Origin of the sequence: Gordonia sp. CPCC 205333 (genome assembly GCF_048537885.1) — a bacterium.
Classification (GTDB): Bacteria; Actinomycetota; Actinomycetes; order Mycobacteriales; family Mycobacteriaceae; genus Gordonia.
Genome location: NZ_JBCLVI010000001.1, coordinates 166,546 through 186,748 on the forward strand (window position 1 = coordinate 166,546; position 20,203 = coordinate 186,748).

Annotated in this window: 16 protein-coding genes and 1 pseudogene; 12 read left to right on the plus strand and 5 right to left on the minus strand. The window is 63.0% G+C overall.

The window, feature by feature from the left end; genetic code table 11:
• Positions 1 to 14: 14 nt before the first annotated feature.
• Together AAFP29_RS00835 and AAFP29_RS00840 are read right to left on the minus strand one after the other, a co-directional pair.
• Complete coding sequence (locus tag AAFP29_RS00835) at positions 15 to 1,670, minus strand: FAD-binding dehydrogenase (RefSeq protein WP_419215406.1); 1,656 nt, start codon at positions 1,668 to 1,670, stop codon at positions 15 to 17.
• Positions 1,671 to 1,673: 3 nt separating this feature from the next.
• Entirely contained in the window at positions 1,674 to 3,158 is a 1,485-nt protein-coding gene (locus AAFP29_RS00840; RefSeq protein WP_419215407.1) for an amidase, read from the minus strand.
• Positions 3,159 to 3,445: 287 nt separating this feature from the next.
• Between AAFP29_RS00840 and AAFP29_RS00845 the strand changes: the two genes are divergently transcribed.
• From AAFP29_RS00845 to AAFP29_RS00855, 3 genes are all read left to right on the plus strand, one after another.
• On the plus strand, positions 3,446 to 4,408 hold the full coding sequence (locus AAFP29_RS00845; protein WP_419215408.1) for an alpha/beta hydrolase: 963 nt from the start codon (positions 3,446 to 3,448) through the stop codon (positions 4,406 to 4,408).
• 117 nt (positions 4,409 to 4,525) lie between these two features.
• Positions 4,526 to 4,915 carry an ArsR/SmtB family transcription factor gene (locus tag AAFP29_RS00850; protein ID WP_419215409.1) on the plus strand — a complete coding sequence of 130 codons (390 nt, stop codon included), beginning with the start codon at positions 4,526 to 4,528 and terminating at the stop codon, positions 4,913 to 4,915.
• Positions 4,912 to 5,898 carry a cation diffusion facilitator family transporter gene (locus tag AAFP29_RS00855; protein WP_419215410.1) on the plus strand — a complete coding sequence of 329 codons (987 nt, stop codon included), beginning with the start codon at positions 4,912 to 4,914 and terminating at the stop codon, positions 5,896 to 5,898. The genes AAFP29_RS00850 and AAFP29_RS00855 overlap by 4 nt, the downstream gene beginning before the upstream one ends.
• Before the next feature lie 30 nt (positions 5,899 to 5,928).
• Here AAFP29_RS00855 and AAFP29_RS00860 read toward each other — a convergent pair whose 3' ends face one another.
• Complete coding sequence (locus AAFP29_RS00860; RefSeq protein ID WP_419215411.1) at positions 5,929 to 7,653, minus strand: DUF3068 domain-containing protein; 1,725 nt, start codon at positions 7,651 to 7,653, stop codon at positions 5,929 to 5,931.
• A 100-nt stretch (positions 7,654 to 7,753) separates the two neighbouring features.
• Positions 7,754 to 9,112 (minus strand): ABC1 kinase family protein, encoded by a 1,359-nt coding sequence (locus AAFP29_RS00865; RefSeq protein WP_419215412.1) that lies wholly within the window; start codon positions 9,110 to 9,112, stop codon positions 7,754 to 7,756.
• A gap of 137 nt (positions 9,113 to 9,249) precedes the next feature.
• Here AAFP29_RS00865 and AAFP29_RS00870 point away from each other — a divergent pair, with 137 nt between their 5' ends.
• Both AAFP29_RS00870 and AAFP29_RS00875 read left to right on the plus strand, forming a co-directional pair.
• On the plus strand, positions 9,250 to 10,320 hold the full coding sequence (locus tag AAFP29_RS00870; RefSeq protein WP_419215413.1) for an NAD(P)-dependent alcohol dehydrogenase: 1,071 nt from the start codon (positions 9,250 to 9,252) through the stop codon (positions 10,318 to 10,320).
• Positions 10,320 to 11,111, plus strand: a complete 792-nt coding sequence (locus AAFP29_RS00875; protein WP_419215414.1) for an alpha/beta fold hydrolase — start codon at positions 10,320 to 10,322, stop codon at positions 11,109 to 11,111. Before AAFP29_RS00870 ends, AAFP29_RS00875 begins: the two co-directional genes overlap by 1 nt.
• 28 nt (positions 11,112 to 11,139) lie before the next feature.
• Here the strand turns inward: AAFP29_RS00875 and AAFP29_RS00880 are convergent.
• Positions 11,140 to 12,276 (minus strand): annotated as a pseudogene (locus tag AAFP29_RS00880) (carboxylesterase family protein); the annotation flags it as partial.
• A gap of 79 nt (positions 12,277 to 12,355) precedes the next feature.
• On the opposite strand from AAFP29_RS00880, the gene AAFP29_RS00885 reads away from it, so the two are divergent.
• The 7 genes from AAFP29_RS00885 to AAFP29_RS00915 all read left to right on the plus strand — a co-directional run bounded on the left by AAFP29_RS00885 (position 12,356) and on the right by AAFP29_RS00915 (position 20,162).
• Positions 12,356 to 14,386: a heavy metal translocating P-type ATPase gene (locus AAFP29_RS00885; RefSeq protein WP_419215415.1), complete on the plus strand. Its 2,031-nt coding sequence runs from the start codon at positions 12,356 to 12,358 to the stop codon at positions 14,384 to 14,386.
• Positions 14,387 to 14,490: 104 nt separating this feature from the next.
• Positions 14,491 to 15,696, plus strand: coding sequence for an acyl-CoA dehydrogenase family protein (locus tag AAFP29_RS00890; RefSeq protein WP_419215416.1), 1,206 nt, complete (start codon positions 14,491 to 14,493; stop codon positions 15,694 to 15,696).
• A 44-nt stretch (positions 15,697 to 15,740) separates the two neighbouring features.
• Positions 15,741 to 17,348, plus strand: coding sequence for an L-aspartate oxidase (gene nadB, locus AAFP29_RS00895; protein WP_419215417.1), 1,608 nt, complete (start codon positions 15,741 to 15,743; stop codon positions 17,346 to 17,348).
• 86 nt (positions 17,349 to 17,434) lie between these two features.
• On the plus strand, positions 17,435 to 17,731 hold the full coding sequence (locus tag AAFP29_RS00900) for a metal-sensitive transcriptional regulator (protein ID WP_007318918.1): 297 nt from the start codon (positions 17,435 to 17,437) through the stop codon (positions 17,729 to 17,731).
• 29 nt (positions 17,732 to 17,760) lie between these two features.
• Complete coding sequence (locus AAFP29_RS00905) at positions 17,761 to 17,967, plus strand: heavy-metal-associated domain-containing protein (RefSeq protein ID WP_419215418.1); 207 nt, start codon at positions 17,761 to 17,763, stop codon at positions 17,965 to 17,967.
• A gap of 70 nt (positions 17,968 to 18,037) precedes the next feature.
• A complete protein-coding gene (locus tag AAFP29_RS00910) occupies positions 18,038 to 18,589 on the plus strand; it encodes a hypothetical protein (protein ID WP_419215419.1) in 552 nt (183 codons plus the stop codon).
• A gap of 55 nt (positions 18,590 to 18,644) precedes the next feature.
• Positions 18,645 to 20,162, plus strand: coding sequence for an FAD-binding protein (locus AAFP29_RS00915; RefSeq protein WP_419215420.1), 1,518 nt, complete (start codon positions 18,645 to 18,647; stop codon positions 20,160 to 20,162).
• Positions 20,163 to 20,203: the final 41 nt, after the last annotated feature.

Below are 20,203 nucleotides of genomic sequence, written 5' to 3' on the forward strand. Positions count from 1 at the left end.
AACTCTAGTACGTCTCAGCGCGCGGCGTGCCGGCCCGCCGCGCGACCAGAGAATATGCAGCCGCCAAGGAAGGTTCCTTCCAGTGCGTTATAGCCGTGTACACCACCGCCGCCGAAGCCGGCGACTTCGCCGGCCGCGTAGAGACCGGTCAATGGTGTACCGCTAGAACGCATCACCTGCGAATCGAGATTGGTCTCCAGGCCGCCCAACGTCTTTCGAGTCAGGATGTTGAGCCGAACCGCGATCAGTGGCCCGTGCGCCGGATCGAGCAGTCGGTGTGGTTTGGCTACCCGAACCACCTTGTCGCCCAGGTACTGTCGAGCGTTCGTCATCGCCATCAACTGGGCGTCTTTGCTGTACTTGTTGTCCAACTGCGCATCCCGGGCCTCGACGATATGCTCGATCTGGCCAAGGTCGAGCTGCGGACCGCGGGCGATGGCGTTCATCTTGGGCACCAACTCAGCCAGGGTGTTTCCGACCACGAAGTCGACGCCGTTATCGACGAATGCCTGTACCGGACCAGGGGCACCTTTGGCGAGGCGGCTCTTGGCCGCGAACCGGAGGTCCTTGCCGGTGATATCTGGATTCTGCTCCGACCCCGACAGCGCGAATTCCTTCTCGATGATCGACTGGGTGAGGATGAACCACGAATAATCGTGGCCGGTCGCCAGAATTTCTCGCATCGTCGAGTTGGTGTCGAACCCTGGAAAGTTCGGCGGCGCAAGTCGATTGCCGTTGGCATCGAGCCACAGCGATGACGGTCCGGGGATGATGCGGATGGCGTGGTTAGGCCAGATCGGGTCCCAGTTGTGGATCCCCTCGGTGTAGTGCCACATCCGGTCGCGGTTGATCAGGTGCGCGCCAGCGTCTTCGGCGATGCCGAGCATGCGACCATCGACATAGGCTGGCACACCCGAGATCATCGTCTTCGGAGCGGGGCCGAGCCGCTCGACCGGCCAGTTCTTGCGCACTAACTCATGATTGTGGCCGATGCCGCCACTCGTGACGATGGTTTTGGGTGCGCGAAACTCGAAGTCGGACAGTACTGTTCGCGACGACGCCACCCCACGTTCGGTATCGGAGTCTTCGAGCACCGATCCGCGAACGCCGACGACGGAACCGTCGTCATCGACGATCAGATCGTCGACTCGATGGCGAAATGCGAAGTGCACAAGCCCTTTTCGTTCGGCCTGCAGAACGGGTTCGGCGAATACGCGGACGACCTCCGGTCCGGTACCCCAGGTCAGGTGGAACCGGGGTACCGAATTGCCGTGACCGTCGGCGAATCCGCCGCCGCGCTCGGCCCACCCGATGACCGGGGTGATACGCAAACCGAGGTCATGCAAATACTGTCTTTTTTCGGTCGCGGCGAATCGGACATATGCGCGCGCCCACTGTCGCGGCCAGTTGTCCTCGACATCGCGATCGAAGCCGGCCGAACCCATCCAGTCCTGCAGGGCAAGCTCTTCGGAATCGTGAATTCCGAGCCGGCGCTGTTCGGGAGTGTCGACGAGGAACAGTCCACCGAGCGACCAGAATGCTTGTCCACCAAGGTTTTTACGATTCTCTTGGTCGACGACGAGTACGCGACGGCCGGCTTTGGTGAGTTCGTAGGTTGCGACAAGTCCGGCGAGGCCGGATCCGACGACGATCACTTCAGGGTTGTCCACGTGTTAGACCTGCACTTCCGAATAGCGGTGGAACCACGGTTGGGCGGCTTCGAGTTGGGCGGCGAGGGAAAGGAGGCCGCCGTCGGCGCCGAGGCGGCCGACGAACTGCACTCCGAGCGGGAGCCCGGTTGCGGTCCAATGCAACGGAACGCTGATCGCGGGCCGACCGGTGAGATTGGCCAGTTGGGTATAGGGCACCCAGCCGAGACTCTGTGAGATGAGGTCGTCGAGAATGCCGCTGAGTGACAACAGTTTTCCAGCATGAACGCGGGAGATGACGCGAGACGCGCGCTGGAGTAGTGGTGCCGTAGTGGTCTCACCGACCGTAAGCGGGGGCGTGGCCAACGTCGGAGTGAGTAGTAGGTCGTAGTCCCGATGAAACCGGTCGAGCGACAGTACATACTTGTTCACGCTATCGAGAGCGGTGAACGCGGCGACTACACCTCCGGACCTACCCAATTCGGCGATGGCGAGCGTGTCAGCCTCGAAGTCGGAGTCGCTCGCGCCGGTGAGTTCGCGGGTCTGCGCCACCTCGGTGGCCAGTACCGCGAACCAGATGGTGAGGAAGTCGCGTGCCAGCGCCTCGTCGTCGTATGGTGGATCGACCGGCTCGACGTGGTGTCCCAGTTCGGTGAGAAGTTTCGCTGTATTCTCTACCGCCGCAACGGCTTCGGGATGCGGATTGGCATTGATTGCCGAGCGGGCGGAGTAGCCGATCCGAAGTCCGGCGGGGGCGCTCTTGATTTGCTGGAGGTAGCTGACGTCGGGTGTGGACGTGGGATAGACCGAACCCGCGGTCGGCCCGACGACGGCGTCGTAGATCGCTGCGGCATCGCGCACGGTCCGCGTGACCGCGCCCTGCACCGCCATTCCGAACATCGACTCGCCGGCCGCCGGTCCGAATGGTGCGATGCCGCGGCTTGGTTTGAGCCCGACCAGGCCATTGCACGCGGCCGGGATTCGGATGGAACCGCCGCCGTCGTTGGCCCCAGCGGCTGGCACGATGCCCGCGGCGACGGCGGCACCCGACCCACCCGACGATCCGCCTGGCGTGTGGTCGGTATTCCACGGGTTGCGCGCGGGGCCCCAATACTCAGACTCGGTGACACCCTTAGCCCCGAACTCCGGAGTATTTGTCTTGCCGAAGATGACGAACCCCGCGTCGAGGAATCGTTGGGTGATATTCGCATGCTCGGTCGCGGGCAGTTTGGCCAACGACCGTGATCCGCACGACGTCGGGTAGCCGCGGTACTCCTGAGCGAGATCTTTGATGAGGAACGGGACGCCAGCGAACGGGCCGGAGGCCGCGGAATCGGCAGCCTGGGTGTCGGCTTCGGAGATGTGCGCGACGATCGCGTTGAGTTTCGGGTTGGCGACGTCGGCGCGTGCCCGCGCGAGTTCAAGCAATTCGGTTGCGGTCACTTCGCCCTTAGCGACGAGGTCGGCGAGCGCGGTGGCATCGAAGGACTGGTATTCGGAGAGGTCCACGTCACAAAGCCTAGGCGAACGGGCGAGACTGAACAGAACCTGATCCTTCGGCTGCAAAAGCCAACTTGTGATCAACTCGATCGAGAATTGTTCTCTGACGGCGTTTCGGCAGGTAGTAGCGTTACTCGAGTGTCTTTCACGGGCATAGATCGCCAGTTGCTTTTGCCCGCGTGTTATCGAGCCGTTACACTCCCTAACGACGGGGAGCCCTGGGCCATGTTTGGTCATCGGATCACCACATGCCCATATGAACGAAGCCTTTTGGTCAGATCGTAAGGACTTACTAAATGTTGAAGAGCGCCCGTAAGCGCATCATGGCCGGCGCACTTGCGTTGGCGTCGGCCGCAGGTGTTGCTGTGGCCGTCGCTCCGCAAGCTCAAGCCGCTGGCACCACCGAGTACGTGTACTCGGCATCGATGCACCGAAGCATCCCAGTTCGTATCGTCAGTGCAGGTGGCAGTGGCCCCAAGCCGACGCTGTACGTCCTCGACGGTCTGCGTGCACCGAATAACACCACCGGCTGGCTGCAGAACCGCACCGGCATCGATAATTTCATGGTTGGCAAGGGTGTAAACCTGGTTCTCCCATTCGGTGGCGGCGGCACTTTCTACAGTGACTGGCTCAGCCGCGACCCCAAACTGGGCAAGCCGATGTGGGAGACCTTCCTAACCCGTGAGCTGCCGGCCTACATGAAGGCCAAGCACAACAGTGACAACCGCCGTAACGGCATCGCAGGTCTGTCGATGTCCGGTACAGCGGCGCTGAACCTGGCTTCGCGGCACCCGAACTTCTACCGCGCAGTCGCTTCCTACAGTGGCTACCCCACGGTCACTATGCCGGGCTTCACGCAGGGCATCCAGGTCTCGGTCGCCGAGATGGGCGGCAATCCCATCAACATGTGGGGCTTCTACCCCGCTGGTACTTGGTTCCAGAACGATCCGTTCCTGAGTGCGGGCAACTTGGTTGGCAAGCGCGTATACGTGTCGTCGGGTACCGGAATCACCAGTAAGTTCGATTCGTCACTTACCCCGACGTCGGCGAACTTCAACCCGGTCAAGTTCGCCCAGATGGTTCCGCTGGAGACCGCTGCGTCGATCAGCAGCCAGCTGTACATCGCTCGCCTGCGCACCCTCGGCGTCAACCTGACCACCAACATCACGCCCGATGGCGCACACTGGTGGGACTACTGGAACGAGCGGTTCCGCCAGTCGTACTACACGACCTTCCGCCCGGCATTCTTCGGACGCTGATAGATCGTTAACCCAGAAGGCCGGTTCCCCGAGAGGGGCGCCGGCCTTTTGCGTTGCCTGGGCCGAGGTACCTAGCCAGAGTTGCGCGCCAATAGCTTCGAGGCTTAATATCTGCGTATGAATGCAGATAGTGGTTCATGTCGACGGCGGCTCGACGACGACCAGATAGGACTCGTCGTCGAAGTGTTCCGAATGCTGGCCGACGGAACTCGGGTGAGGCTGTTGTGGGCGCTTCGCGATCGCGAGATGTCGGTGAGTCAACTGGCCGACGAAGTCGGCAAAGCGGCGCCGTCGGTGTCGCAGCATCTCGCCAAACTGCGGATGGCGCGGCTGGTGCGGACCAGGCGTGAAGGCACCACGATCTACTACAGCGTCGAGAATGAGCATATTCGGCAGCTCGTCGTCGATGCCGTGCACAACGCCGAGCATGCGAGTCCCGGTGTGCCGCCGCATCATACGTCCGATGCCGGTCTACGGGCTCTGCATCAGAATGGCGGAGCGTCGTGAGCGCTCATCCCGACAAACATCGGCACAAACATCCCCACAAGCATCGGCACAGTCTGCTGACGACTGTGCGTCACGCCGTCATGCCACACAGTCACGACACGGTCGATCGGCTGGACGATGCGTTGACCGCCGACCGGGCGGGCATACGCGCGGTGCAAGTCAGTCTTGTTGTGCTCGGCGTGACCGCGGTGGCGCAACTGCTTGTCGTCATGGTCTCGGGATCAGTCGCGCTGGCTGCTGACACCATCCATAATTTCTCCGATGCACTAACCTCGGTCCCGCTCTGGATTGCATTCGCCGTCGGAACTAGAAGTGCGACAAAGCGATTCACGTACGGCTTCGGCCGCGTCGAGGACTTAGCCGGACTTTTCGTGGTGGCGATGATCGCTCTCTCGGCGATCGTTGCCTGCGTTGAGGCGGTCCGCCGACTCACGAATCCGGTTCCGCTGCATCATCTCGGCTGGGTGGCATTGGCCGGTGTGATCGGTTTCGTTGGAAACGAACTGGTCGCCCTCTACCGGATCCGGGTCGGACGGAAGATCGGCTCGGCCGCATTGGTCGCTGACGGTCTGCACGCGCGAACCGACGGCCTCACATCTCTTGCGGTGCTATTTGGTGCGGGAGGCGTGTGGCTCGGGTTCCCGCTTGCCGATCCCATTGTGGGCCTGCTGATCTCAGCGGCTATTCTCGCGGTCTTGTGGACCGCAGCGCGTGAAGTGTTCGGCAGGCTGCTCGACGGTGTCGACCCGAAGATCGTCGCCGACGCCGAGCGTGTCCTCATCGAAGCCGGTTTGGGGCAACCGCATTCACTAAGGATGCGGTGGGTTGGGCATCGTCTGCACGCCGACGTCGAACTTGACGTCGACGCTAGTCTCTCACTTGCCCAGGCGCATTCGGCCGCGCACGACGCTCAGAAAGTGTTGGCGCAGCGGGTTCCGCACCTGACGTCGGCACTGGTCCACGCGTACCCAGCGCATGCGTGATCTCAGCGTCCGGTACCGTTCGTGCGACGCCTACCGGTCCTCAGGGTCGATATGACGCCGGACCGCAGGTCCGGCCGAGTCGTCGTCTTGGCCGAAATACGTTGGCGCGGTTGAACCGTAGTCGCCCGAATGGCGCCCCTGGTAGTCCTCGGCCGGTGGGATGATGGCCGTGTCATCGTCATCGGGCCGCGCGTGCCGGTTCGTCGGCGCGACGTTGCTGCCCTGGTCAATCGGTGCGGTGCCGTAGGAATCGGTGCCGTATTCCTGTTGTGTCCCTTGATAATCGGTGGTGTACCGATCATCTAACGGCTGCTGCTGCGCGGGTTCACGTGCCCATGGTTCGCTGCCGTGGACCTGGGTGCCGGCATACGGATCTGCGGCATATGGGTCCGCCCGGTATGGGCCCGACGGCTGTTGGTTGGCGAATGGTGCCCAACCGGCGTCGCCCCCCTGACGGCCACCCTCGGTTGAGTACGGGGAGTTGCCGTAGTCGCCGGGTAGAACTGTCGTGGGCTGATCGTCGGACTTGTCCAGCGATACGCCACCGGCCGCGAATCCAGCGCCCGATGGTGCTGGGCCGACATTCGGTTGACCGTAGTCGTTGTCGCGACCACCGTCATTCTTGCGGCGCCCGCGGAAGAACAGTAGCGCCCATAGGCCGAGTAGCAGCACTCCGACGACCGCCAAGATGATCGGCAGGAATACCCCGCCCCACTTGAGCTGATTCACGTATCCCGATGCCTTGTCGGTCTGCCGCGCGACGGTGGCGTCATCCCACTTGAAGGTGCCCTTGAGCGCGTCTAGCCGGAAGTTCCGGACCGACTCGGGGGTGTCCTCGCTCTGGTCGGGTGACATGAAGTACTGGTGTTGATCCTCGCGGCCGTCGACGATGGTGCCGGTCTTCGGCTCGACGAATACGTGGCGGGTGGCCTTCGCATAGCGATGCAGGGTGACCGAGTCTTTCGGCTTAACATCGCGACCGGTGATACCCCACCAGCTCGCGGGCATCGTCAGCATGGTGCCGAGCGCGGCTTCACCCTGTGCGTTGGCTAGTCCGGACAGATCTGTCTCGGGAACCTCGCTGACGAACTCGTATGTGGTGAGGCCGTTGATGGCCTTCTCGCCGACGAATTTCGCGGCATTGTCCGAGCGGGTGTTGAGGTCATAGTAGAGATAGTCCCGCTTCTTGACGTTGAAGCCGAACTTGTACTGGAAGCCCTTGCGGGGCGCGTCGACCGAAACGTCTTTGACCGAGGCGCCCTCGGGGACAGCTTCGAGCTGGATCGAAGCAATGGTGCCGTTGGGCACCGAGGTCTTGCGGTTTACCGAGACTCGATCGATGGACGCGGTCAGCAGCCCATCGGCACATGCTCGCTCACCGTTGGCAGCAGCGACGCTGGGAGTCTCCTCTTTGCCATCTGCGTCGCGAGTTCGTTCGATGACAACCGATTGCGCCGACTGAACGGTCGCTTGCCGCTTGTCGGACGGATCGACAATTACCGAGCGGCGCTGCTGGACGAGGTTCGCGTCGAGCTGGCGGGCCTTACGCTGCGTCACCGAGCAGCGATCGAAGATCACCGCGGGGTACCGGTTGTTGGAGGTGCCGTCGGCGGTCACGGTCTGGGCGTCGGAGGTGATGTCGAGGTCGAGTGGCACCACCCGTAGCTGCGGGACCAGGTAGAACGCCGTTGCGATTGCCGCCATGATGCACGCGACGCCGAGGAAGGCGGGCAATGCTGACCACACTCGTTTCATTGTTCTCCTTGTAATCGTTGCCGGTGCGAGCACACAGTTCGCCCCAGCCTATAGGCACTTACGTGACATTTGTGACTCCTGTGGCCACTGTTGCCAATTGTTAATTCGTTTCGCGACGTCTGTCGCGTTCGGCTTCTTTCATGATTCCAGCCATGTAACCGAAGATCTCTTTGTCGGCGATCGCCTTCCAGCGGGGTGCCAGAAGCTTCATGTACTTCTCCACGTAGAGCAATTGTTTACCGACGAGCACCAGTTCACGCGGAAGGCGGGCGTCGTGGACCTTGGCGATGGCGGCCATCTGCCGGCCCAGATCCGTATACGACATGTCGTTGAGTGCGGTGCCCGATAGCGGCGCGGTGACCTTCTCCAGGTCCGATCCACCCTTGATCGTCGACCCCGGCTTATGCACGGCCCCGAGTAGGAAAATCCCTCGGCCGGCTGAGTCGTAGTCCTTCTTAACGATCAGGTCGACGACGAGCTGCCGCAGAATCCGACGCGTGCGCGGGGTGAACCGGCCGACGATCCCGAAGTCGAGGAGCACGAGTCTGCCATCGGCATCGACGAGCACGTTGCCGGCATGCAGGTCCCCGTGGAACAGACCACCGTGGAACGCCGAGTCGAGAAGGGAGAGTAAGAGATTGCGGCAGAGCTCAGTGCCGTCGTGTCCAGCCGCGCGGACCGCAGCGACATCGTCGATCCGCGTCGCGTAGATCCGTTCCATCGTCAACACTCGCGCCGTCGAAAACTCGTGGTACACCGTGGGAACGCGGACGCGATCGCCAAACGGGCCGGGCTGCAGGCAGTCGAACCACTCCTGCATGGTCGACGCTTCATTGAGGAAGTTCAGCTCGGCGTCCAGCCCGTCGGCGAAATCTTCGACGACGTGGCGCGCGCTGAGCATTTTGCCCGCGTCGGTTAGCTCGACGAGATTGGCGACTCGTTCGAGAAGTGCGACATCGGGGGCGAGACGTCGCGCGATGCCCGGGCGCTGGATCTTTACAACGACTTCTTCGCCGCTGTGCAGTGTCGCGGTGTGTACCTGGGCGATTGATGCCGACGCGATCGGCTCGGCGTCGAAGGTGGCGAACACTTCGTCCGGTGGCTTGCCGAGTTCACGCGTGAACAGCGCGCCGATGGCCTTCGGATCGGCGGGAGTCACTTGGTCGAGTAGGGTCTCGAACTCCGTTGAGAGGGTTTCGCTGAATACGCCCGGACTCGACGCGATGAGCTGGCCGAGCTTCACGTAGGTGGGTCCGAGGTGTTCGAAAGTCGACACCACTTCCTGTGCGGCGCGCTGTCCGGATGGGAGCTTCCGGTGCAACACATCGTTGGCGGTGTGCAGCGCGTATCGTCCGACACCCGCAGCTGCGTGAGCTGCCGCAGAGGCCAGCCGCGTCACCTCGGTAGCGGGAGACACCTCTGGCAGCGTCGTACGTGGGTTGGACTGCTGTGTATTCACCGAGGGTGAGTCTAGTGCCGTTGACCGGCCCGGATGCCAACCCGAGCATGTTGTGGTGTGGGGTATCACACATCCAAGGTAGTTAGTGTTGCTAGACATGTGGCGCACCGACCACCCCGTCGTGGCAGGCTGGATATATGCAGAAAACAACATCTGACACCGCTGCCCGAACAGTTGCCGCCTATGCCGCACCCGCCGCTGACCAGCCGTTGGGGCCGATCACGATTGAGCGCCGGGAACTTGGTGAGCATGACGTCCGCATTGACATCGCGTATTGCGGGATCTGTCACTCCGATATCCACACGGCCCGTGGTGAGTGGGGTGCGACCCCATATCCGGTGGTGCCCGGTCACGAGATCGCCGGACTAGTGGAAGCCGTCGGTCCCGGTGTCACCAAATTCGCCGTCGGCGATCGGGTCGGCGTTGGATGCATGGTCGATTCTTGTCGCGAATGTGCCGCGTGTCGTGCCGGCGAGGAGCAGTATTGCGAGCGAGGGATGGTCGGAACCTATGCGGCACGCGGTCGCGATGGGCGACTGACGGACGGCGGATACTCCGCGGGGATCGTCGTGGATGAAAACTATGTCTGCTCGATTCCCGAGGGGATCGGACTCGATGTCGCGGCGCCGTTGCTGTGCGCCGGCATCACGCTATTTTCGCCATTGAGGCACTGGAATGCCGGACCGGGCAAGAGGGTCGCGATCATCGGGTTGGGTGGGCTCGGCCATATGGGCGTGAAACTCGCGCACGCAATGGGCGCCGAGGTGACGGTGCTGTCGCAGTCGCTCAAGAAGCTCGAAGATGGACTGCGCCTGGGCGCCGACCATTACTACGCGACCAGTGATCCGGAAACGTTCACCACGTTGCGCAGTTCGTTCGACCTGATTCTCAATACTGTGTCGGCCAATCTGGATATGTCCAAATACCTTGGGCTGCTTGCGATTGACGGCACCCTAGTCGAGTTGGGTCTGCCCGAACAGCCGATCGAGGTGCAGGCCGGTTCATTGACCCGTAACCGACGCAGCTTTGCCGGCTCGATGATCGGCGGCATCACGCAGACACAGGAAATGCTCGACTTCTGCGCCGAACACAATGTCGGATCGGAAATTGAGGTGATCTCCGCCGACCAGATCAACGAAGCATACGAGCGGGTGATCGCCAGCGATGTGCGCTACCGGTTCGTCATCGACGCCGCGACCCTCGGGTAGTGGCCGCTAGATATCAGTACGCGGATGTTCGTGGCACTCGGCTGGCCTGGAGTGCCACCGGCACCGGCCAATCGGTGGTGTGGGCACACGGCATTGGTTCGGCAGCCACCACCCAGGAGGCTGCCGGACATTTCGACTGGCGGTCGATCAGTAAGCAGCACAGGCTTATTCGGTACGACGCGCGCGGGCACGGACACTCATCAGGTGGGTTGACGCCGGTCGAGTACACCTGGCCCGAACTGGCGGCGGACCTGCTCGCTCTGCTCGACGTCGTCGCCGATTCCGAACAGGTCGATGCCATCGGCACTTCGATGGGTACGTCGTCGATCGTGTACGCGGCACTTGCGCAACCTGATCGGTTCCGACGCCTGGTGCTGACTACGCCCCCGACCATCTGGGCAACCCGTCCGGCGGCCAATCAAGCGCGATTGGCCTCGGCAAAGCTGTTGGAAGACAAGGGGTTCGCGGCGTTGCAGGCGCTCAACGCTGATACTCCGGCCTCGCCCGCATTGGCAGGTGCGCGGCGGTATGTGACACCTGTCCGTGTGCGTTCCCGGCAATACGCGGCGGTATTGAGAGGTTCCGCTCAAACTGATCTACCGCCAGCGAAAGTGCTTGGGGCGCTGGATAAACCGGTCCTCATTCTATCGTGGACGGGAGATCCGTCCCATCCGGTGTCGTCGGCGCAGGAGTTGGCAGATGCGCTTCCGAATTCGCGGTTGGTGGTGGCATCGACTCCTCAGGAGCATGCGCGCTGGGGTGAATTGGCCGCGACGTTTCTGTCACGGTGATGGGTAGGCCGAATGGCGCATTGGGTCGACCGGTGCGGATAAAGCTCGTCCAGATGTCCCGAATCGCGACGCCGAGTTGGTCGACCTCGCGCCACGGTGTGGTGCCCAGCATTGGTGCGGCGCTCCACGCTGCCTGGTCGCCGAACAGTAGTGGTAGTTCAACGCAGTGGGTTGCGCCGAATGACGAGTCGTCGGGTTGCCAGTGAATCTCATATGTCGACGTCGGTGCGCCGGCTTTCCGGAGATGTTCTCCGAACGCGGCGGTCGGGGCAGTGAAGACCGAATCGGTCACTGCCCGTGGGTATTTGGTCCCAAATGCCGTGCCCTCGTCGGCTGTCCACCCGTACATGACCGCTCGACCATCAGCGTTGACGCCGACGCCGACGCCGGGTTCGAGAGGGATCGGCGCTATCCCGACCGTTGGGACAAATGGCATGTCTGCTGCTGATCCGGCGGTACGCGCGTGTTGGGCTGCCAACTCCGTGCCCGCGGCAACCAAGTCTGCTGCCGGCGCGGTGCGTGGGTCGGCGTCAAGGATGCGAGCGTAGCTGTTGCCAATGGCCTCGGCGGCCTCCGCGTCCTGCCATGCGGTAAGTGGGGCGCTCTGCAGTATTGCCCGACGGAAGAGGGACCGAGCACGTGCCGAGCCGAGTAGGAACGCGGCTGACAGGGCGCCGGCCGATTGTCCGCCAATGGTGACATCCGTCGGGTCGCCGCCGAACTGTTCGATATGGGTCTGGACCCACCGCAGCGCTTGAAGTTGGTCGGCCAGACCATAATTGCCGTCGGCGGTGCCGTCGATACGCAAGAAACCGAACGCACCCAGGCGATAGTTGATCGCGACGACGACTATGTCGCCCTGGACGCTCAGTGCCGCCCCGTCGTACCAATCCAGCAATCCGGAACCGGTGACGAAGGCGCCGCCGTGGAGCCAGACGAGCACCGGCCTTAGTTCTCCATCGTGGGTCGGTGACGTGACCGTGAGGTGCAAACAGTCTTCGCTGTCGGGCAGCGGTGACTGCGGCCCCAGCACCGGCTCGAGGCGGGAGCGATCCTGTGGACACTGCGCTCCGGACACCGGAATTATCCCGCGTACCGCTTGCGGTAACTCGAATCGCTGTGCCGTCGCGTACTGAAATGGTCCGTGCCGTAGCGCCTGCCTCATATCCGTCAGGATAGGTCTGGCTCGTAACGCGAGGGTGGCTGCACTTGACCTATACCCCTGGGGGGTATAGAACAGGGTAGTGAACACTTCGACGGCCCATGACCACACGGCGCATGATCAGCACGGATCGGCAACTCAGCATGATCACGCCGAACATGGCGGTCACGCGGGACACGCGGCTCAGTTCGGACGTCTGTTCGCGATCATGTCGGTGCTCGCGGTGCCGACGGTACTGGCGAGCGGAATGTTTGCCTCGATCATCGGTTATCAACTCCCCGGATGGCCCTGGCTCGAATGGGTCTCGCCGGTGTTGGGAACGGTCATGTTCGCCTGGGGTGGCAAACCATTCCTGACCGGTGCGGTCGGTGAGTTGCGGGGACGCAAGCCGGGCATGATGACCCTCATCGCGCTGGCGATAACCGTTGCGTTCGTCGCATCCTGGCTGGCAGCGCTTGAGGTCGTCGCACACGACCTCGATTTCTGGTGGGAGCTGGCTCTCCTGATCGTGATCATGCTGGCCGGTCACTGGATCGAGATGCGTTCGCTCGCGATGACCACCTCGGCGCTTGATTCCCTCGCCGCGCTTCTGCCTGACGAAGCCGAGCGAGTTGAGGGTGACGAGGTGGCGCTGGTCGCCCCGACCGACCTCCGGACCGGTGATGTCGTGATCGTGCGTCCCGGTGCGCGTGTGCCGGCCGACGGCGAGATCGTCGATGGCACAGCCGATCTCGATGAGTCGATGATCACCGGCGAGTCAAAATTGGTGCAGCGCAACGTAGGTGACCACGTGGTCGCGGGTACCGTCACCGCTGATACGGCCATTCGAGTGCGGATCACCGCCGTGGGTGACGATACCGCGCTCGCCGGCATCGCGCGCCTGGTCGCCCAGGCGCAGAACTCGTCGTCGCATGCTCAGCGACTGGCCGACAAGGCAGCAGGTTGGCTGTTCTGGTTCGCGCTGGCATCGGCAGCGCTGACCGCGATCATCTGGACTGCGTTGGGCGAACCCGACAACGCGATCATTCGGACGATCACCGTCCTTGTCATCGCCTGCCCGCACGCACTGGGCCTCGCGATTCCGCTTGTCGTCGCGATAGCGACCGAGCGGGCGGCGAAGATGGGCGTTTTGGTGAAAGATCGGGTGGCACTGGAGACTTTGCGCAATGCGACGACGGTGCTATTCGACAAGACCGGCACACTTACCAAAGGTGAACCCGGCGTGGTCGCGGTGGTTTCGACGGCGGGCTGGACTGACGACGAGATCCTGGGCGTCGCGGCGGCGGCCGAACGGGACAGTGAACATCCACTGGCGCGTGCCATCGTCGAGGCCGCCGACAGTCGGCAGCTGGCTCGGCCCACCACGTTGGGATTCCTCGCCAGCGCCGCGGTCGGGGTGCGGGCCGAGGTTGATGGCCACGTCGTCGCGGTCGGCGGACCGAAACTCCTTGAACAGGAAGGCCTTTCGATCCTGTCTGATATTCAACGCTGGGCCGACGACGGAAATACCGTGCTACATGTCGTCGCAGACGGAGAGGTCATCGGTGCGCTCGCGCTCGCGGATGAAATTCGGCCGGAATCGAGTCAGGCAGTCGATGCATTGCGGGCCAACGGAATTGAGCGGGTGATGATCACCGGTGACGCCGCGCCGGTGGCATATCGTGTCGCCGCTCAACTCGGCATCGAGCGCGTGTATGCCGGAGTGCGACCGGAAGATAAGGAAGCCAAGGTCGCCGAACTACAGGCTGAAGGTGCGATAGTCGTCATGGTCGGTGACGGTGTCAACGATGCACCGGCCCTGGCCCGCGCCAACGTCGGCGTTGCGATCGGCGCGGGTACCGATGTCGCCATCGGGTCGGCCGGCGTGATTCTGGCCGGCGACGATCCGCGAGCCGTCGTCTCTGCGATCAACCTCTCGGGAGCGGCGTACCGCAAGATGAAGCAGAACCTGTGGTGGGCGGCCGGGTACAACATCGTGTCGGTACCCCTCGCGGCCGGATTGCTCGCTCCGATCGGATTTGTGCTGCCGATGGCAGTCGGCGCAATCCTGATGTCGGCGTCGACAGTCATCGTCGCCGCCAATGCGCAACTGTTGCGTCGCGCGCGTTTGTAGGCCGGCGCTGCGAATTTCCCAGGCGGGTGGTCGGGGCGGCCGCTGAGGGGTGTCATCGCTCGGGTGGTACTACTCGATGACGACCTCATGAGAAGGGCATCACCGTGAATTCACCGAACCTCCGGCTCGCGCAGACCCCGGATCTGACTGATGTGCAGGCCGAGATCGTCGCGGCCGTACGCGCCTTCGTCGACAAGGAGATCATCCCGAACGCGCAACGCCTCGAGCATGCCGACGAGTATCCGACCGCGATCGTCGAACAGATGAAGCAGATGGGTCTGTTCGGCCTGATGATTCCGGAAGAATACGGCGGTGCGGGGCAATCGTTGCTCACCTACGCGCTATGCGTCGAAGAGCTGGCACGCGGGTGGATGAGTATTTCCGGCGTGATCAACACGCATTTCATCGTCGCCTATATGGTTCGGCAGCACGGAACCGCCAAACAGAAGTCAAATCTGTTGCCGCGGATGGCAACTGGCGATCTACGCGGTGCCTTCTCGATGTCGGAGCCTGAGCTCGGCTCCGACGTCGCCGCCATCCGCACTCGCGCTCGTCGAGAATCCGACGGTGACTATCGAATCGACGGTCAGAAGATGTGGCTGACCAACGGTGGCAGCTCGACTTTGATTGCGGCACTTGTTCATACCGACGAAGGCGCCGACAAACCCCATCGGAATCTCACCACCTTCCTCATCGAGAAGCCGGCTGGCTTCGGCGAGGTCAAGCCGGGCCTGACCATCCCAGGCAAGATCGACAAACTCGGGTACAAGGGCATCGACACAACCGAACTTGTCTTCGACGGCTATCAGGCGCGCGCGTCGGATATCCTCGGCGGCGAGGCGGGACGGGGCTTCGCCCACATGATGGACGGCGTCGAGGTTGGCCGGGTAAACGTGTCCGCACGTGCGTGCGGTATCGCCCAGCGCGCCTTCGAACTGGCGATCCGCTACGCGCAGCAGCGCTCGACCTTCGGCAAGCCCATCGCCGAGCATCAGGCCATCGCGTTCAAACTCGCCGAGATGGCGACCAAGGTCGAGGCCGCACATCTGATGATGGTCAACGCGGCCCGCCTCAAGGATTCCGGTGAGCGAAACGACGTCGCCGCGGGGATGGCGAAATACCTGGCAAGTGAGTACTGCGCCGAAGTGACTCAAGAGAGTTTTCGCATCCACGGCGGATACGGATACTCGAAGGAGTATGAGATCGAACGACTGATGCGCGATGCGCCATTCCTGCTGATCGGAGAAGGTACCAGCGAGATTCAAAAGACGATCATCGCAAAGGGGTTGATGCGGGCTTACCCACTCTGACATAGTTTTCGATTGATAGTCGAAAACTATGGGAGGTGGTTGGCATGCGCGAACGCGACAATGTCGACCTGATCGTGGTCGGGGCAGGTATCGCCGGGTTGACCGCGGCACTATCCGCGGCAGCGGCCGGCCTACGGGTCGTCGTGCTGAACAAAGGACCGCGCTGGCGTGCCGATCGAGGCGAACAGTCGACGTCGACGTTCTATGCGCAGGGCGGTATCGCGGTCGTAGAGCCGGATAATCCGGAGGATTCGATCGACCTGCATGTATCCGACACGCTTGCGGCCGGTGCCGGCCTGACCGACGTTCACGCGACGCGCCCGATTATTGCCGACGGATGGCCCGCGATCACCGAGTTGGTGGCTCGCGGTGCCGAATTCGACCGCGACGCCGACGGCTCGTTCCGCCGTACGCGCGAGGGCGGTCACAGCGTGCGCCGGATCATCCACTCAGGCGGCGATGCGACGGGGGCTCAGGTGCAGCGGGCACTGGGCCAGATGATGACCGCATCGTTGAATAGTGCCTTGACGTGTATCGACGACGCCGTGGTCACTGACCTGCTGATAGCCGACGGTACCGTCGTCGGCGCGGCGTATCGCACCCCCGACTCGGGCCGGGTGCGCGTCATCTACGCACCGACGGTTCTGCTTGCCACCGGGGGTGCCGGGCATCTGTATGCCGCCACCACGAACCCGGCGGGCGCGACCGCCGACGGTATCGCGCTGGCGTTGCGGGCCGGTGCGCATGTTGCCGACCTCGAGTTCATCCAATTCCACCCGACGATGTTGTACCTGCCGGGGGCTCGCGGGCGGCGGACGTTGATCAGTGAAGCGGTACGCGGCGAGGGGGGCCGGCTGGTCGATGCGCGCGGCGAGTCGGTGACGGCCGGTATTCATCCGATGGGCGACCTCGCGCCGCGCGACGTCGTGTCGCGTGCGGTACAGGCGTCGATGCAAGCTTCCGGTGACGACTGCGTCTACCTCGATATCTCCGAAGTCGATGATTTCGAGCGGCGGTTCCCGACGGTCACGGCCGGCCTCCGTGCCGCCGGAATTGCTGATGGCCATGTGCCGCAACGTATTCCGGTGGTTCCCGGCGCGCACTATCTGTGCGGCGGCGTGGTGGCTTCGCCGTCGGGGCAGACGTCGGTGCCCGGTCTGCTCGTCGCGGGCGAAGTTGCCCGGACCGGGTTGCACGGTGCCAACCGGCTCGCGTCGAACAGCCTGCTCGAGGGCCTGGTGATGGGACGCAATGCTGCCGGGGTTGCGATCAGGCGCACCGGCCTGCCGGTAGCCGACGTTTCTCCGCCAGAGGTCGAGGATCGCCCGGCAATGGACCGAAAAGTCTTGCAGGACTTGATGTCCGGAAAGGTCGCGCTCGCCCGCTCGGCCGCCGGGCTAGCCGAGACGGCCGCCGCCCTGCTCGCCGCGCCGAATCGGGCGATGACCACGGTCGGCGATTTGGAAGATGCGGCGCTCACGCTCACCGCCCGCGCTGTGGTCGCAGCGGCGCTGGCCCGAGAGGAGTCGCGGGGGTGCCATTCCCGAGTCGATTTCCCGGCCCTTGATGCCCTTGATGGCGTGGCGACGTCGCGAGTATTCAACTTTGACGGACAGACGGTGCGGCCGATAGTCGAAGCCGTCTGCGTGTGAGTCGGCGGCAATACCCCTAGGGGGTAGCCGATCTCGACATCTCCGTGTATACCTGTAGGGGGTATACCGGAAGTCAAGGAGACATCGTGGCCGAACATCAGCATCACGGGTACATGGGCGAGAAAGATGCGTACCTGCGCCGGCTGCGCCGGATCGAAGGGCAGGCGCGCGGATTGCAGCGCATGGTTGAAGAAGAGGCGTATTGCATCGACATCCTCACACAGGTGAGCGCGATGACAAAGGCGCTGCAGGCGGTGAGCCTTGGGCTCCTTGAGGACCATATGAACCACTGTGTCATCGACGCTGCCCGCGAGGGTGACGACGCTGGCCGCGACAAGATCGACGAAGCGATGGAAGCTATTGCGCGACTTGTGAAGTCGTAGCATCCATTGGACTGGAAGGGAAATGCGATATGACCGTTTCGAATTACCTCGTTAGTGGGATGACCTGTGGTCACTGCGCATCGTCGGTGCGCGAGGAGATCGCCGAGATCGCCGGCGTGACCGGAGTTGAGGTGGACATCCGGACGGGCGCGGTGGAGGTCTCAAGCGAATCGGCCCTCGATGCCGATGCCGTCGCGAACGCGGTTACCGAAGCGGGCTACCAACTCGTGCGCTAAAGCCCTTGTTGCCGCTGCGTAAGTGGAGTAAGCCGAGAAGTGGGTCGGCAACTCTGATCGAGGAGTGGCGATGAATCGGATGGCGAAGTACGGATGGAATTGGCGGCATACGACGATCGTTGTAGCCGCAGCTGCCCTGCTGGGCGCGTTGGTGGTGCCGGCATCGGCGATGGCCGCGCCCCGGTGTCCGACACCGGACACGCGAATGTCAGTCGCGTCTTCTGTTGTCGCGTTACGTGATTCGTGTAGTCAAGGCCAGTTCGACGCGCTGTTCGCGCGGCTGAAGGTGGCGCCGTTGCCGAAGAATGTGCCATTGCGCGGAATGGCCCGCCCGATAGGACCGTCGAATGCCGGAGCTACGGCCGCCATGCACTCGATCTGGTCCGGGAAGAACTTCCATCGTGGCTGGCTGACTAATCAGCTATTCGGGGGTGACCTGTTGCCGGCGAGTGTCTTCTACGCGCGGTCGATCCTCGATGGCAGGGCCGTCATGCGGATTGACTATGCGCGCAGTGGACTCGGGTTCGGGCATGACGAGATGCGTCGATTGCCCAACGGCGTCTGGATTGGTTACGGATTCTTGAACAATGCTCGTCAGGTGAACTTCTGGATGTGGCGGTAGCCCACCTTTCAGAAGAACTAGAACATGTTCTACATGCTGGGTTACGCTGATTCGTATGAGCAGTGACGCGCGGCCCGAGGCCGGTAGTAAGACCGAATTCCCGCCGCTGATCGGCCTGTCCGACGTCGACGAGTTCACCGACGAAGTCGACGTGCTCGTCGTCGGATCGGGGATCTCCGGTGGGTGCGCCGCGGTGGAAGCAGCGCGTACCGGAGCAAAAGTGCTGCTTATCGAGCGGGCGGCCGAGACGGGCGGCACGACGCGCCTGGCCGGCGGTCACTTCTATCTCGGCGGCGGCACCGCGGTGCAGCAGGCGACTGGACAGCAAGACAGTGCCGAGGAGATGGAGAAGTATCTCACCGCTGTCTCGCTTGAACCGGAACCGGACAAGATCCACGCCTACTGCACCGATAGCGTCGAACACTTTGACTGGCTCGAGGCGCTCGGGGTGAATTTCGAGCGCAGCTTCTACCCGGAGAAGGCTGTCATTCAGCCGGGCACCCAGGGGTTGATGTACACCGGCAACGAGAAGGTGTGGCCGTATAAGAATATGGCGGTGCCCGCGCCGCGAGGGCATAAGGTGCCGGTGCCCGGTGACACCGGTGGAGCTTCGATGGTCATCGACCTATTGATGGCCGAACTGGACAGGCTCGGCGTCGAGGTGCGGACCGACACCGGCGCGCGCAACCTGATTGTCAACACCTCCGGCCGCGTCGTCGGCGTGAAGTGGCGGCGGCCGGGTGCCGAAGGATTTATCCGGGCATCGGGTGTGGTCCTCGCCGCGGGTGGCTATGTGCTCAACGAGGACATGGTCAACGAACACGTCCCGCAGTTGGCCAATCAGTCCTACACGCTCGGCACCACCTACGACGACGGCCTGGGGATTCGGCTTGGGCAGTCGGCCGGTGCCGCGGTTAAGCATATGGACCAGGCATTCATCACCGCTCCGGTCTACCCGCCGTCGGTCTTGCTGACCGGCGTCATCGTCAACAGCGAAGGAAGGCGATTCGTCGCCGAGGACAGCTATCACTCGCGAACGGCTGGTTTTGTGATGGATCAACCGGATAAGAAGGCCTACCTGATCGTCGACGAAGAACATATGGAGCGGCCCGCGTTCCCGCTGGCGCCGTTCATCGACGGCTGGGAAACCGTCGAAGAGATGGAATCGGATCTCGGTATTCCGACGGGCAATCTGGTGGCGACACTTGACAGCTACAACGCCCACGCCGCCATTGGCGAAGACCCGGAGTTCCACAAGGGCGCGGAATTCCTTGCCGCGCAGGCCAATGGGCCGTGGGCGGCTTTCGACATGAGTTTGGGCAAGGCGATGTACTCCGGCTTCACGGTCGGCGGACTGGCCACAACCGTCGACGGTGAAGTGCTCGACGCGGACCGGCAGCCGATCACCGGGCTCTACGCCGCGGGCGCGTGTGCCGCGAATCTGGCCCAGGACGGCAAAGGTTACGCGAGCGGCACCCAACTCGGCGAAGGATCGTATTTCGGGCGGCGCGCTGGCCGACGCGCGGCACGGTTGGGTGCGACGTCGGAGCGACTAGGCGCGAACGCCGAGTAGTCTCGCCGCCCGGCGATTGCGCTGACCTAACGGAACTAACT